Here is a 13435-nt window from a genome sequence, read left to right on the forward strand (position 1 = left end):
CCCACGTCATCTATCTGGAGACCATCATGGACATGCGCTTGCTCGGCCGTACCGGACTTTCCATCTCGCCCGTCGTTTTCGGCGGCAACGTGTTCGGCTGGACCGCGGACGAAAAGACTTCTTTCGAGATGCTGGACGCGTTCTTCGAGGCCGGCTTCAACACGATCGACACGGCCGATGTCTATTCCGCATGGGCGCCGGGCCATCAGGGTGGGGAGAGCGAGACCGTGATCGGCAACTGGCTGAAGCGCGGCACGGTGGCCCGCGACAAGGCTGTCATCGTCACGAAGTTCGGTTACCCCACCATGGGCGACGACAAGAGGCTGAAGGCAAAGTGGGTGGTGGAAGCCGTCGAGAAATCCCTGCAGCGGTTACAGACCGACTATATCGACCTCTACCTCTCGCATTTTCCCGATGACGACACACCGCACGAAGAGACGCTTGGCGCGCTTGCGAAGCTGAAGGATGCAGGCAAGGTGCGCTCGATCGGCTGTTCGAACTTCAGTGCGGAACAGTTGCAGACCTCGCTCGACGCTGCGGACAGAAACGGCCTACCCCGTTACGACGTGCTGCAGCCGGAATACAATCTCTACACCCGCAACAAGTTCGAAGGCCCGCTTGCGGACCTTTGCATCGCCGAAGACATCGGCGTCATCAGCTACTACGCGCTGGCAGCTGGCTTCCTGACCGGCAAGTATCGTAAGGCCGAAGATGCCGAGGGCAAGACGCGCGGCAACCGCATGCCCGACTATATCAACGACCGGGGCCTGAAGGTGCTTGCAGCACTCGACGAGGTGGCCGCGGAAACCGGCGAAAGCCTGGCTGCGATTTCGATTGCCTGGGTTGCCGCGCGGCCGGGCATTACCGCGCCGATCGCCAGCGCGACCAGCCTGAACCAGCTCGAGGCGATCCTTGCGGCCGGCAGACTCACGCTCACCGACGCGCAGATGGCGCTGCTCAACGAGGCCGGCGCCTGATCTATCCCTCCGGCGGACCTCCCGCCGGACCCTCCTCAAAGCCCAACCTGGAGAATCCCCGTGCAGACACGCAAGCTTGGAACTGAACTGACGGTCTCGGCGATTGGCCTTGGCTGCATGGGCATGAGCCATGCCTATGGCGGGCAGGATGAAGCAACGTCGATCAGGACGCTCCACCGCGCCGTCGAGATCGGTGTCAATTTCTTCGACACGGCCGAAGTCTATGGTCCCTACATAAACGAGGAGCTGGTCGGCAAGGCGTTGAAGCCGTTCCGCGGCAAGGTGGTGATCGCCACCAAGTTCGGCTTCAAGATCGATCCCACTAAAAAGGACTCGAGCGCAATGTCCGGTCTCGACAGCCGGCCGGAGCAGGTGCGCGCGGTTGCCGAAGCGTCGCTGAAACGCCTCGGCATCGACGTCATCGATCTCTTCTACCAGCACCGCGTCGATCCTGACGTTCCGATCGAGGAGACGGTCGGGGCGATGGCGGAGCTGGTGACACAAGGCAAGGTGCGCGCGCTCGGGCTTTCGGAGGCAAGCCCTGACATCATCCGGCGCGCCCATGCCGTGCACCCGATTGCGGCGCTGCAAAGCGAATACTCTCTCTGGACCCGCGATCCCGAGGGCGACGTGCTCGATACCTGCCGCGAGCTGGGAATCGGCTTTGTGCCGTTCAGCCCGCTCGGCCGCGGCTTCCTGACCGGCAAGATCCAGAACACGTCGGAATTTGGCGAAGGTGATCTGCGCCGCACCATGCCGCGCTTCGAGGCTGAGAATATGGAGGCGAACCTGGCGCTGGTCCGGCTTGTCGAACAGATGGCGTCGGAAAAGGGCATCACGGCGGCGCAGCTTGCTCTTGCCTGGGTACTCGCCAAAGGCGACTTCATCGTGCCCATTCCCGGCGCGCGCAAAATCCCCAATCTGGAGCAGAATGCCGGAGCGGCCGACGTCGTGCTGACCGCCGACGACGTGAAGCGCCTCGACGACATGCTGTCTCCCGACAAGATCGCCGGTGCGCGTTACGGCGGACAGGCGGCATGGACACCGCGCCGCTGATGGAACTTCGTTTCACCGAGAACGTTTAAGGAACATCCAAACGGTGAGGAAACTATGAGCGACATACATAACCCGAAGACTGACCCGGATCCCGCATCGAACACCGAGAAGGACCCGGATGACTGGGTCACCGGTGACGAGCCGATGACCGGCGCGCAGGGCTCCTATCTCAAGACCCTCAGCGAGCAGGCGAAGGATCCCGACGCTTTCGCCGAAGATCTGTCCAAGGCCGAAGCCTCCAAGCGCATCGATGCGCTGCGCGAGAAGATGAAAATGTGAGTGTCTAGCCTTCCCCGGGTTCTGCTATCGTAGAGCCTGGGGAGGGCCTCGTCATGTCTGAAGAGCAGGCAGTGCAGTCGGTCGTGCATCTTTACGTGGACGGGATGACGTTTGCGCACGAAGGCGCGCTCCGCAAAGCGTTTCATCCAAAAGCTTCGATCATCGGTAACTACGACAATGCGGTCGAATGGCTATCGGTGGCCGAATTTGTCGCAGCGGTCGCCTCAGAAGGGCCAGCGCCGGCGGGTACGCAGCCTCTGATCGAGATCATTGCTCTGGATATCGCCGGCGATGCGGCCAGCGTCAAACTCATCGACGAATTTGCCGGCCTCCGGTTCACCGACTACCTCTCTCTTTTGAAGGTGAATGGTCGCTGGGTCATTGTCAGCAAGCTTTACCACCTGCATTCCTGACACCGCTGGCTATCGCCTCACATTCGGAAAGCCCTGGTACCATTCCGAATGGTCGCCGCCATGGTTGGCCATTCCGGCCTTTGTCAGGAGGCCGCGGGGCCGGGCATAGCTCGTGATCCGCCGAACCGGCCGCTCATGCCACTGGATATTGAAGGCCCAGAGTTTCGGGAAAAAGCAGAGCGAGGCATAGGGAAGGTGATCGTGGATCCACCAGGCCAGCTTTCGCCAGTCGCCCTCCTCGCTGACATTGTCGATCAGCCATGGGACCACGATACAGGCCGTTGCCCCCATGCAGCCATCAGCATCGCGAAGATCCCAGATATGGTCGGCAGATGACGCTGCATTTGTGGCGCAGTTCAATCCCCGGGCATTGCCGAAGGCGTTGACTTCAGCTGCGCGGTAACCTGAGCGGACATGCAGCCGGCCGAATGTCGCCTGCAGCGGTTCCAGCAGCTCCTGACAGAGACACCGTCCTGCCTCGATCGCGAGATCAGGATCATCAGGGACATTGGCCATGCCATAGACTGCGGCAATCTCGGAAAACAGGAAATCGCGGAAGAAGAAGTTTTCCGACAGCCTGACCCTGCCAAGCTCCTCCAGCCCCTTCATGGAATTCGGTTTGCGCATCGGAAGTTCCCCCAACGGTTCGTGTGAAGTTACCACGCCCGTTTCAAACCCAAGAAACCAATACCAAACGCGAAAAGGCCGCCTTTATTCAGGCGGCCTTTGCAGGATTTTCGGCTCTCCTCGATCTGCATGAGGAGAGCTACATCTATGTTCAGGACGTCCGCGCCGCATCCTATGGATATGGCGGCAGGACACAGGAATGGCGTTACCAGCGCGCCAGTTAGGCGCGCAGCACGCCGCCGGTCACCTTGACGACGTTGGCGACGATCTTGGCGGTGAGTGCCTCGAAATCCTCGTCCGTCAGTGTCTTGTCGACCGGCTGGATCAGGATCTCGATCGCGACCGACTTCTTCCCCTCGCCCACTGACGCGCCTTCGAAGACGTCGAACACGTTGACGCCCGAGATCAGCTTGCGGTCGGCACTGGTTGCGGCCTTCACGATCGCGCCGGCTTCGACGGTCGATTCCACCACGAAGGCGAAGTCGCGCTTGACGGTCTGGAACGGCGATAGCTCCAGCGGCGGCTTGGTGCGGGTCGCCTTCTTCTTCGGCTCGGCCATGGCGTCGAGATAGACCTCGAAGCCGCACAGCGCGCCTGAAACATCGAGCGCCGACAGCGTCTTTGGATGGAATTCGCCGAACGTGCCGAGCACGATCTTCGGACCCATCTTGATCGTGCCGCAGCGGCCCGGATGATACCAGGCGGGACCACCCTGTTCGACCTGCACGTTCGACATGGGCAAGCCGCAGGCTTCGATCACGGCCAGCGCATCGGCCTTGGCGTCATAGACATCCACCGGCTTGCCGCCGCCCTTGGCACCGTTCGACCAGAGGCGCCCCGCGCCATTGATCGAGGCCGTGCCGCGGCGGATACCGCCGGCAACGCGACGCTGGCCTTCCGGCGTGTCGTTCTCGTAGGTGCCGGAGACTTCGAAGATCGCCACATCGCCCAAACCCTTGTCAGCATTGCGCTGGGCAGCGGTCAACAGACCCGGCAGCAGCGAGGGACGCATATCCGACATATCCGCGGCGATCGGGTTGGCGAGCTTCAGCGACGGCGCGCCGCCACCGAACAGCTTTGCCTGCGCCTCCGGAATGAACGACCAGGTGACCGCTTCCAGCATGCCGCGGGCAGCGAGTGCACGCTTTGCCGTGCGAGTGCGAATCTGCAACGTGGTCAGGATCTTGCCGTTGACGCTGCCGATGCTTTCGAGCGGCTCCGGCTTGATGTGATCGACGCCGTGGATGCGCATGACCTCTTCGACGAGATCGGCCTTGCCATCGACATCCGGACGCCAGGACGGGACCTTGACCGACACTCGTTCGCCTGAACCTTCGACCATGAAGCCGAGGCGATCGAGGATCTGGCGGCTTTCGTCGGACGAGATCTCAAGGCCGGTCAGGCGCTTGACTTCAGCGAAGGGGAAATCGACGACCTTCGGCTCATATGCCGTGTAGCCGACGACCTTTGCTTCGGCTGCCGTGCCGCCACAGAGTTCCAGCACCAGTTGCGTGGTGCGGTCGAGGCCGGGCAGCATATAGGCTGGATCAACGCCGCGTTCGAACCGGTAGCGGGCATCGGTGATGATGCCGAGCGCGCGGCCGGATTTCGCGATGTTGATCGGGTCCCACAATGCCGATTCGATCAGAACATCGACGGTGTTCTCGTCGCAGCCGGAATGCTCGCCGCCCATGATGCCGCCGATCGATTCCACGCCGTTGTCATCGGCGATGACGACGTTGCTGGGCGTAAGCTTGTACTCGCGGGTATCGAGCGCCAGGATCGTTTCGCCTTCGCTGGCGCGGCGAACGACCAGATCGCCCTTCACCTTGGCTGCATCGAAGACGTGCATCGGCCGGCCCTGGTCGAAGGTCATGTAGTTGGTGATGTCGACGAGCGCGTTGATCGGACGCAGGCCGATCGCCTTCAGGCGCGTCTGCATCCAGGCCGGGCTTGCGCCGTTTTTCACGCCGCGCACGAGGCGCAGGCCGAAACCGGGGCACAGGTTTTCGTCATCGAGATCGATCGACAGGCCGACCGGTGTCTTGCCTTCGAGATTGAGCTGAGGCTGAACCCGCGGCTTCAGCGTACCGAGGCCGGATGCGGCAAGATCACGGGCGATGCCGTAGATCGAAGTGCAATCTGGACGGTTCGGCGTCAGGTTGATCTCGATCATCGGATCGTCGAGGCCGGCATAGGCGGCGAACGAGGTGCCGACCGGCGCATCTTCGGGAAGATCGATGATCCCGTTATGGTCTTCCGACATGTTCAGCTCCTTTTCGGAGCACATCATGCCGTGGCTTTCGACGCCGCGGATCTTGCCGATGGCAAGCGTTACATCGATACCCGGAACGTAATCGCCCGGACGCGCAAGCGCACCGACCAGACCGGCGCGGGCATTCGGCGCGCCGCAGACGATCTGCAGCGGCTTGCCGCCGTTGACATCCGGACCGGCATCAACGGACAGAACCTTCAGGCGGTCCGCCTCCGGATGTTTTTCCGCCGACAGGACCTTTGCGATGACGAAGGGCTTGTAAGCTGCCTTGTCATCGACATCCTCGACTTCCAGCCCGATCGCCGTCAGGCGCTCGCAGATCTGCTCGAGATTGGCATCGGTTTCAAGGTGATCCTTGAGCCAGGAAAGCGTGAATTTCATTACTGCACCCTTATAAAATCGAGCGGGCTTTCCGGCAGACCCCGGGCCACATCAAATAGTTTCGAAAGAAGTGACGCATAACCGCGTGCGTCATCGATAGCGCTGTGGGTATGTTGGCAGGTCGCTCACACTCTACGCTGCCTTTTCCGGAGCCGTCGCACCGGGGGCCGTCCAGCCCGCCAGCATTCCGCGGATAGACAGATCCTCATCGTTATCCGGCCAGTGGATACCAGCCAGCATCAGCTCAATGTTGTTTCGCTCTGCCGGCGTTGCCGCATACAGGCTCGGATACCACCAGAGTGGGGTGATGACCTCACGCCCATCCGCCAGCCGGACATGAACGCTATGGAGATCGCACCAAGCCTCGATAGGCTGTTCGTTCTCAGGATACAGACTTGGCGAATTCATCCCATGCCTCCACAAACTGCCCGTGATGGTCTTTGACGACCTCCATGATACGCCTTAGATCGACCGCCTTGAACCCCTTGGCCTCGGGATGGCCTTAGGCGCTCAACCCACCAAACAATGTCGGCATGTCGAGCGGGCGGAAACCGTAGTGGTTCATCCAGCGCACGTCGGCATTGAAGAAGTCGCGAAGGTCCGGCATGCCGTATTTCAGCATGGCGATACGATCGAGGCCCATGCCCCAGGCAAAGCCCTGATATTCATCCGGATCGAGCCCGCCGGCGCGCAGCACATTGGGATGGACCATGCCGCAGCCAAGGATTTCCATCCAGTCGGTGCCTTCGCCGAATTTTACGATCGGGCCTGAACGGTCGCACTGGATATCGACTTCGAACGACGGTTCGGTGAACGGGAAGAAGGAGGGGCGAAACCGCATCGTCACAGACGGCACTTCGAAGAAGGTCTTGCAGAACTCTTCCAGCACATAGCGCAGATTGCCAACATGCGCCTTCTTGTCGACCACGAGGCCTTCGACCTGGTGGAACATCGGCGAATGGGTCGCGTCGGAATCCTGGCGGTAGGTCTTGCCCGGAATGATGATGCGGATCGGCGGGTCCTGCGCTTCCATGGTGCGAACCTGGACCGGCGAGGTGTGGGTGCGCAGCACCTTGCGCTCACCCTTTTCATCCGGCTGGAAGAAGAACGTGTCGTGCATTTCGCGGGCGGGATGGCCTTCGGGGAAATTCAGCGCGGTGAAGTTATAGTAGTCGGTCTCGACATCAGAGCCCTCGGCGATCGAGAAGCCCATGTCTGCAAAGATCGCGGTGATTTCGTCGGTGATCTGGCTGATGGGATGGATACGGCCGCGCTCGGCAGGAGAAGAGCGCACCGGCAGCGACACATCGAGCGTTTCGGCCTTCAGACGCGCGTCGATCGCTGCGTCCTTCAGCATCGTCTTGCGGCTCAAGATCGCCTCGGTGACCTCGGTCTTCAGCGCGTTGATTGCTGCACCGCGGGTCTGGCGTTCTTCGGCAGACATGGCGCCGAGTGTCTTCAGGAGCTCGGAGACGGAGCCTTTCTTGCCAAGCGCGTTGACGCGCACGGCTTCGATCGACGCCTCATCGCTGGCACCTTCGATTTCAGCCAGAAGCGAGGTTTTCAGATTTTCCAGATCGGACATGATGTGTTCCGTTGATGCTCGGACAATGAAGCGGATTCGAATGCGAATGCTGGCAGACAAAACATGAAGGCCGACAAAAGAAAAACCCGCGCCAGCTCACTGCCAGCGCGGGTTCCCCAAAATCTATCAGCTACAAGCTTGGGAAGCGCTGGTTACTTGACCGCGCTTTCAAACTCGTTCTTCGTGCCGGCGTCCTTGAGGTAGGCCAGAGCCGTCTTGGAAGCTTCGACGAGAGCGCCGAATGCTGCAGGTTCATGGATTGCCAGGTCAGACAGGACCTTGCGGTCGACTTCGATGCCAGCCTTGTTGAGGCCGTCGATGAAGCGGCCGTAGGTCAGGCCGGATTCGCGCACAGCGGCGTTGATACGCTGGATCCAGAGAGCGCGGAAGTTGCGCTTCTTGACGCGACGGTCGCGCGTTGCGAACTGACGCGAACGATCGACTGCTGCCTTTGCGGCGCGGATGGTATTCTTGCGGCGGCCGTAGAAGCCCTTGGCTGCCTTGAGTGTCTTGGTGTGCTTGGCGCGGGAAGTTACGCCACGTTTTACGCGTGCCATGTCATGATCTCCTTAAAACTGTTCCAAATCGTCGAATGAGTCTTAGAGACCGTTCGGCAGGTAGTTCTTGATAACCTTCTTGCCGTCAGGCTCAGCGAGGATCATCGTGCCGCGTGCATCGCGGATGAACTTGTTGGAACGCTTGATCATGCCGTGGCGCTTGCCAGCAGCGGCGGCAACGACCTTACCGGTCGCGGTTACCTTGAATCGCTTCTTGGCAGCCGATTTCGTCTTCATCTTGGGCATTTTGCTACTCCAGAATTGTATCGGAACCGCAGACGATGCGAATTCCAAGCATTTTGAACTGCCACGGCATGCCCTGCCGGACCGTTCGGACGCGCGCTTATAACCGCAGAGGATTAAAAGCGCAATGGGATAAGAAGAATGGCGTGACAATGCCGATACCCTTACCTTCTAAAGGCACGGGGCGATTGGCGTGGCGCTTACTTCGGCGCCAGCACCATCATCATCTGGCGGCCTTCGAGCTTGGGCTCGGCTTCCACCTTGGCGATTTCGACAGTGTCTTCCTTGACCTGCAGCAGAAGCTTCATGCCGAGTTCCTGGTGGGCCATTTCGCGGCCACGGAACTTCAGCGTCACCTTTACCTTGTCGCCTTCTTCAAAGAACCGGTTCATCGCCTTCATCTTCACCTCATAGTCATGGGTGTCGATGTTCGGGCGCATCTTGATTTCTTTGATTTCGACGATCTTCTGCTTCTTGCGCGCTTCGGACGCCTTCTTCTGGTTCGCGTATTTCAGCTTACCAAGATCGAGGATCTTGCATACCGGCGGATCGTTGTTCGGCGAGATCTCGACGAGATCGAGTCCGGCGTCCTCGGCCATCTTGAGGGCCTGGTCGGTCGGTATCGCACCGAGATTAAAGCCTTCGGCATCGATAAGCTGGACCTTGGGAACGCGGATTTCCCGGTTTGAGCGCGGGCCTTCCTTGACGGGGGCATCGGCTTTGAATGGTCTGCGAATGGTCGTGTTCTCCTAGATAATTTCAGCACGCAGCAACGACAATTCCTCGCTTGGCTGCAGCCGAAAGCGGAATGTCGTCATCACTGGATAGATGTCAATACCATATACGCGGGGAAAAATCACCTGCTGCAATCGTCTGACAATGTGATTTATAGATGCCCGCCTTTCAGGATGCCTCTGTTTGACGCAATCGGAGGCTGCGATACCAAGGAGACCCACATGTCAGCGACCACCCCATCAGACCTTATCCGCATTCCGGTTGGCACCGCAGAGACAATGCGCGAGATCGCAATCCTCGTCAGGCCGGCATCCGCTTCCAACGACAATGCGGCTTTCGTCTGGCTCGGCGGCTACCGTTCGGACATGACGGGCACCAAAGCCGTCGAACTCGACGCGCTGGCCGAGACGCTCGGCACCGAGTGCATCCGCTTCGACTATTCCGGCCACGGCGTCTCCGGCGGCGCGTTTCGCGACGGCACGATTTCCCGCTGGCTGGAGGAGGCTCTTGCCGTGCTCGACCACACGAAACCCAAGAGCGTAGTGCTGGTCGGCTCGTCGATGGGCGGCTGGATCGCGCTTCGTGTGGCACAGGAACTGAAGAAGCGCGTCGGGTCACCCAAAGTCGAGGGAATGGTGCTGATTGCCCCCGCCCCCGATTTTACGGGGGAGCTGATCGAGCCGCATCTGACGGAAGAGCAGCGACAGTCGCTTGCTGTCAACGGCTATGTCGAGGAACCCTCCGAATATAGCAGCGAACCTGATATCTACACCCGCGACCTGCTTGAGGATGGAGCACGCAACCGAGTACTGACCGGCATTATCGAAACCGGTTGCCCCGTGCATATCCTTCAGGGAATGAACGACCGCGACGTGCCTTATGAACACGCGCTGAAACTCATGGAATTCCTGCCTGCCGACGACGTGACGCTGACGCTTGTACGTGACGGTGATCACCGCCTTTCCAGGCCTCAGGATATCGAAAAAATGAGGGGTGCAATCATGGGCCTAATAAATAAATGAGTAAATTTTGGGCTGATGCGAGAATGCAGCATTGTTAACCATAAAGCAGTTTTAATGAAGATTAACAAAACCTGAACGATTGACTTGACCCCCATTCGGCCCTTAACTTTTCGTTAGGACTTTAAGGGACGGGTCATGATGAAAGCCTTGCTGGTACGGCGCTTTGCGGTGATCCTTTTGTGCGCGCTGGTGCCTGCGGGCGCCGCAATGCCGGCTCCGCGGTCGATTGCATCGATGGTGACCGGTGACGTGACGTCGCAACCGATCGGCCATTTCGAGTTCTGCCAGCGTCTGCCCGCGGAATGTTCTCTGAAGAGCCGGTCGGCGCCCGCTCCCAAACTCAACGAAGACAGCTGGCAAACGGTTCGCCGGATCAACCTGGAAGTCAACGAGCGCTATATCGCCAAGACCGACATGGATGCTTACGGTCGGGAAGAGTTCTGGACCTATCCGACCATCTTCGCCGACTGCGAGGATTTCGCGTTGCAGAAGCGCAAGGAACTCGCCGAAGCAGGCTTCAGTTATTCCGACCTTCTGATGACGGTCGTGCGCAAGCCGGATGGAGAAGGTCACGCCGTTCTGACGCTTCGCACTGCGGATGGAGATTTCATTCTCGACAATCTTGATAACGATGTCCTGCCCTGGACGGCCACGCATTACACTTTCCTGAAGCGCCAGGCTTCGTTCAACGCAGGGCGTTGGGTCACCATCGAAAATGGCCGCGATCTTCTCGTCGGCGCTCTCCGGTAAAGCCATCCGTTCAGACGACGGTCCGCATCATCTAGCAGAAATGACAAGACCCGCCCTGCTTTGCAGCGGCGGGTCTTCTTTTTTGCTGTCGATGCGCCGGCTGCGGCGAACCGATAACCAGCGCGCTATCCGTTGCCGATCAGGATACCTGCGGCCAGGACCAGCGAGCCGCCGAACACGACCTGGAAGACAGCCTTGAAGAACGGTGTCTCCATGTAACGGTTCTGAATGAAAGCGATCGCCCAGAGTTCGAAGAAGACGATGATCGCCGCAACGATAGTGGCCGTCCAGAAATGCGGAATGAGATAGGGCAGTGTATGGCCGAGGCCGCCGAGCGCGGTCATGATGCCTGAGGCAAATCCGCGCTTGATAGGGGAGCCGCGACCGGAAATCTTGCCATCGTCGTGTGCCGCTTCGGTAAAGCCCATCGAGATACCCGCACCGACCGATGCGGACAGACCGATCAGGAAGGTCGACCAGGTATCGCCCGTGGCGAATGCTGCCGCAAAGATCGGCGCCAGTGTCGAAACCGAACCGTCCATAAGGCCGGCAAGCCCTGGCTGGACATAGGTCAGGATAAACTGACGCCGGGCAGACAGGTCTTCTTCCGAACGCGTTTCCTCGGGTACGTGCTTTTCGCTGAGCATCCGGGCGATGTCTTCATGCCCGTCCTCCGCCAAGGCCAGATCGCCCAGGAGCTGCCGCGTCGAGGCATCCGATACCCTTTTGGCGGCCTCGCGATAGAACCGTGCTGCCTGGCGCTCCATCGCTTCCGTCTGTTCGCGGATCTTGTCGAGCGGCAGATTGCGCATCAGCCAGTCGGGCTTGCGGGCGTAAAATCCCTGCACATGCTCTCTGCGGATCAGCGGAATGTTCTCGCCGAAGCGGGAGCGAAACATCTGGATCAGCATGTTCTTGTGCGTCTGCTCGACCTCGGCCATGTCCTCGAACACCTTTGCGGAGCTCGGATATGCCTCTTTCAGGTTCTTCGCGTAGGAGAGATAGATGCGCGCATCCTCCTCTTCCGACGAGATGGCAAGAGCGAGGATTTCCTCTTCGCTCAGCGACAAAAACGCCCGGCGGGACCCGGGCACCAAACGAGTGAACATCGAAGCTCCTTATTAGAATAATTCTAACCTAACTTTTTTGTGTGAAAGTTCAAGTCACTCCAAACCGTGCCCTTCGATCCGTTTGAGAAAAAAATTCGCGCGCAATATTCGCAAACCAATGCTGCAGCGCAGCGCAACTTCCTGCACTTTTTACTTGCCGGTGACGAAATGATCGGATTAAGAGCAGACGCCGGTGAGGACCGGTGAAATGAAGTTACCGGCCGTCAAGGGCCAGTCAGAAAGGCATGACCCGTATGAACCGCAGACATTTCTTTCGGCAGGCAGGGACCGCCGGAATCGGCGCAGTTGCAGCCGGGGCTCTGGCCGCTCCCGCGATCGCGCAGGAAAGCCCCAAGCTCACCTGGAGGATGACATCCTCCTTTACCAAGAACACCGACATCCTCTGGGCCGCATCCACCGATATCGCGCAAAGCGTCAAGGAAGCGACGGACGGCAACTTCACCATCCACACATTCGCGGCCGGCGAAATTGTGCCTGGCCTTCAGGCGGCAGACGCTGTTTCCAACGGCACCGTCGAAATGGCGCATACCTGCTCCTACTATTACATTGGCAAGGATCCGACATTCGCGCTCGGGACGTCGGTGCCCTTCGGTCTTAATGCCCGCCAGACGAACTCCTGGTTCTCGATCGGCGGCGGCAACGACCTGCTCAACGAATTCCTCGGCAACTACAATCTCTACGCGCTGCCGGCCGGCAATACGGGTGCCCAGATGGGTGGCTGGTTCCGCAAGGAGATCAACACGATCGACGACCTGAAGGGTCTGAAGATGCGCATCGCAGGTCTTGCCGGCCAGGTGATGACCAAGCTCGGCGTCACGCCGCAGCAGATCGCCGGCGGCGACGTCTATGCGGCGCTGGAAAAGGGCACGATCGATGCGACCGAATTCGTCGGTCCGTATGACGATCAGAAGCTCGGCTTCGTGAAGGTCGCCAAATACTACTACTATCCGGCATGGTGGGAAGGCGGCCCGGCCGTCCACGCCTTCTTCAACCGCGACAAGTTCAACAGCCTGCCGAAATCCTACCAGCGTATCCTGAAAGATGCCTGCGCCAACGCCAACATGAACATGCTGGCTCGCTACGATGCCAGCAACGCCAAGGCGCTACGCCAGCTTGTGTCGGAAGGTGCCGTGCTGAAGGCCTTCAACCAGCAGATCCTCGATGCCAGCTACGCAGCGGCGCAGGAAACCTATGCGGAACTCACGGCCAAGAACGCTGCCTTCAAGAAGATCTACGACAGCCAGCAGGCCTTCAAGAAGGATGCCTATCTCTGGGCGCAGATTGCCGATTACACCTACGACACGTTCATGATGATCCAGCAGCGCAACGGCAAGCTTTGATCATCAAGCGCACCTGCTCAATCGAGAACCCCGGCCCAGTCCGGGGTTTTCCTTTTGCGGCAAGG

At 59.5% G+C, this 13435-nt stretch carries 15 protein-coding genes; 7 read left to right on the forward strand and 8 right to left on the reverse strand.

Going from position 1 to position 13435, the window contains the following annotated elements:
- Positions 1–26: 26 nt before the first annotated feature.
- Genes ACQY1L_RS13715 through ACQY1L_RS13730 form a run of 4 tightly spaced genes read left to right on the forward strand, consistent with a single transcriptional unit; the run spans position 27 to position 2725 of the window.
- Positions 27–977, forward strand: coding sequence for an aldo/keto reductase (locus ACQY1L_RS13715; RefSeq protein WP_430241253.1), 951 nt, complete (start codon positions 27–29; stop codon positions 975–977).
- Positions 978–1037: 60 nt separating this feature from the next.
- Entirely contained in the window at positions 1038–2033 is a 996-nt protein-coding gene (locus ACQY1L_RS13720; RefSeq protein WP_430241255.1) for an aldo/keto reductase, read from the forward strand.
- A gap of 54 nt (positions 2034–2087) precedes the next feature.
- Complete coding sequence (locus ACQY1L_RS13725) at positions 2088–2312, forward strand: DUF3072 domain-containing protein (protein WP_062578736.1); 225 nt, start codon at positions 2088–2090, stop codon at positions 2310–2312.
- A 53-nt stretch (positions 2313–2365) separates the two neighbouring features.
- Positions 2366–2725 (forward strand): nuclear transport factor 2 family protein, encoded by a 360-nt coding sequence (locus ACQY1L_RS13730; RefSeq protein WP_062454088.1) that lies wholly within the window; start codon positions 2366–2368, stop codon positions 2723–2725.
- A gap of 9 nt (positions 2726–2734) precedes the next feature.
- Here ACQY1L_RS13730 and ACQY1L_RS13735 read toward each other — a convergent pair whose 3' ends face one another.
- The 7 genes from ACQY1L_RS13735 to infC form a co-directional block, all read right to left on the reverse strand.
- Entirely contained in the window at positions 2735–3352 is a 618-nt protein-coding gene (locus tag ACQY1L_RS13735; RefSeq protein ID WP_430241257.1) for a hypothetical protein, read from the reverse strand.
- Between the two features lie 220 nt (positions 3353–3572).
- On the reverse strand, positions 3573–6008 hold the full coding sequence (gene pheT / locus ACQY1L_RS13740) for a phenylalanine--tRNA ligase subunit beta (protein ID WP_430241259.1): 2436 nt from the start codon (positions 6006–6008) through the stop codon (positions 3573–3575).
- Positions 6009–6140: 132 nt separating this feature from the next.
- Positions 6141–6416 carry a DUF2442 domain-containing protein gene (locus tag ACQY1L_RS13745; protein WP_430241261.1) on the reverse strand — a complete coding sequence of 92 codons (276 nt, stop codon included), beginning with the start codon at positions 6414–6416 and terminating at the stop codon, positions 6141–6143.
- A gap of 94 nt (positions 6417–6510) precedes the next feature.
- Complete coding sequence (gene pheS, locus ACQY1L_RS13750; RefSeq protein WP_430241263.1) at positions 6511–7593, reverse strand: phenylalanine--tRNA ligase subunit alpha; 1083 nt, start codon at positions 7591–7593, stop codon at positions 6511–6513.
- A gap of 152 nt (positions 7594–7745) precedes the next feature.
- Positions 7746–8150 (reverse strand): 50S ribosomal protein L20, encoded by a 405-nt coding sequence (gene rplT, locus ACQY1L_RS13755; RefSeq protein WP_062454093.1) that lies wholly within the window; start codon positions 8148–8150, stop codon positions 7746–7748.
- 42 nt (positions 8151–8192) lie between these two features.
- Positions 8193–8396 (reverse strand): 50S ribosomal protein L35, encoded by a 204-nt coding sequence (gene rpmI / locus ACQY1L_RS13760; protein WP_046793986.1) that lies wholly within the window; start codon positions 8394–8396, stop codon positions 8193–8195.
- A 197-nt stretch (positions 8397–8593) separates the two neighbouring features.
- Positions 8594–9130, reverse strand: coding sequence for a translation initiation factor IF-3 (gene infC, locus ACQY1L_RS13765; RefSeq protein ID WP_430243967.1), 537 nt, complete (start codon positions 9128–9130; stop codon positions 8594–8596).
- A gap of 219 nt (positions 9131–9349) precedes the next feature.
- Here infC and ACQY1L_RS13770 point away from each other — a divergent pair, with 219 nt between their 5' ends.
- Both ACQY1L_RS13770 and ACQY1L_RS13775 read left to right on the forward strand, forming a co-directional pair.
- The gene (locus tag ACQY1L_RS13770) at positions 9350–10150 is read left to right on the forward strand and encodes an alpha/beta hydrolase (protein ID WP_430241266.1); all 801 of its coding nucleotides are present in this window, start codon (positions 9350–9352) and stop codon (positions 10148–10150) included.
- A 135-nt stretch (positions 10151–10285) separates the two neighbouring features.
- On the forward strand, positions 10286–10900 hold the full coding sequence (locus ACQY1L_RS13775; RefSeq protein ID WP_062454096.1) for a transglutaminase-like cysteine peptidase: 615 nt from the start codon (positions 10286–10288) through the stop codon (positions 10898–10900).
- A 125-nt stretch (positions 10901–11025) separates the two neighbouring features.
- Here ACQY1L_RS13775 and mbfA read toward each other — a convergent pair whose 3' ends face one another.
- On the reverse strand, positions 11026–12009 hold the full coding sequence (mbfA, locus tag ACQY1L_RS13780) for an iron exporter MbfA (RefSeq protein ID WP_430241268.1): 984 nt from the start codon (positions 12007–12009) through the stop codon (positions 11026–11028).
- A 254-nt stretch (positions 12010–12263) separates the two neighbouring features.
- Between mbfA and ACQY1L_RS13785 the strand changes: the two genes are divergently transcribed.
- The gene (locus ACQY1L_RS13785) at positions 12264–13370 is read left to right on the forward strand and encodes a TRAP transporter substrate-binding protein (protein WP_062580107.1); all 1107 of its coding nucleotides are present in this window, start codon (positions 12264–12266) and stop codon (positions 13368–13370) included.
- Positions 13371–13435 lie beyond the last annotated feature (65 nt).

The sequence above is a fragment of the Neorhizobium sp. DAR64862/K0K3 genome (genome assembly GCF_050500185.1).
Lineage (GTDB): Bacteria > Pseudomonadota > Alphaproteobacteria > Rhizobiales > Rhizobiaceae > Neorhizobium > Neorhizobium soli.

Bases quoted from the DNA above. Each gene is read 5' to 3' on its own strand.
- ACQY1L_RS13715 (WP_430241253.1), top strand. From the start codon at position 27: ATGGACATGCGCTTGCTCGGCCGTACCGGACTTTCCATCTCGCCCGTC.
- ACQY1L_RS13725 (WP_062578736.1), top strand. From the start codon at position 2,088: ATGAGCGACATACATAACCCGAAGACTGACCCGGATCCCGCATCGAAC.
- ACQY1L_RS13730 (WP_062454088.1), top strand. From the start codon at position 2,366: ATGTCTGAAGAGCAGGCAGTGCAGTCGGTCGTGCATCTTTACGTGGAC.
- ACQY1L_RS13735 (WP_430241257.1), bottom strand. From the start codon at position 3,352: ATGCGCAAACCGAATTCCATGAAGGGGCTGGAGGAGCTTGGCAGGGTC.
- pheT (WP_430241259.1), bottom strand. From the start codon at position 6,008: ATGAAATTCACGCTTTCCTGGCTCAAGGATCACCTTGAAACCGATGCC.
- ACQY1L_RS13745 (WP_430241261.1), bottom strand. From the start codon at position 6,416: ATGAATTCGCCAAGTCTGTATCCTGAGAACGAACAGCCTATCGAGGCT.
- pheS (WP_430241263.1), bottom strand. From the start codon at position 7,593: ATGTCCGATCTGGAAAATCTGAAAACCTCGCTTCTGGCTGAAATCGAA.
- rplT (WP_062454093.1), bottom strand. From the start codon at position 8,150: ATGGCACGCGTAAAACGTGGCGTAACTTCCCGCGCCAAGCACACCAAG.
- rpmI (WP_046793986.1), bottom strand. From the start codon at position 8,396: ATGCCCAAGATGAAGACGAAATCGGCTGCCAAGAAGCGATTCAAGGTA.
- ACQY1L_RS13770 (WP_430241266.1), top strand. From the start codon at position 9,350: ATGTCAGCGACCACCCCATCAGACCTTATCCGCATTCCGGTTGGCACC.
- ACQY1L_RS13775 (WP_062454096.1), top strand. From the start codon at position 10,286: ATGATGAAAGCCTTGCTGGTACGGCGCTTTGCGGTGATCCTTTTGTGC.
- mbfA (WP_430241268.1), bottom strand. From the start codon at position 12,009: ATGTTCACTCGTTTGGTGCCCGGGTCCCGCCGGGCGTTTTTGTCGCTG.
- ACQY1L_RS13785 (WP_062580107.1), top strand. From the start codon at position 12,264: ATGAACCGCAGACATTTCTTTCGGCAGGCAGGGACCGCCGGAATCGGC.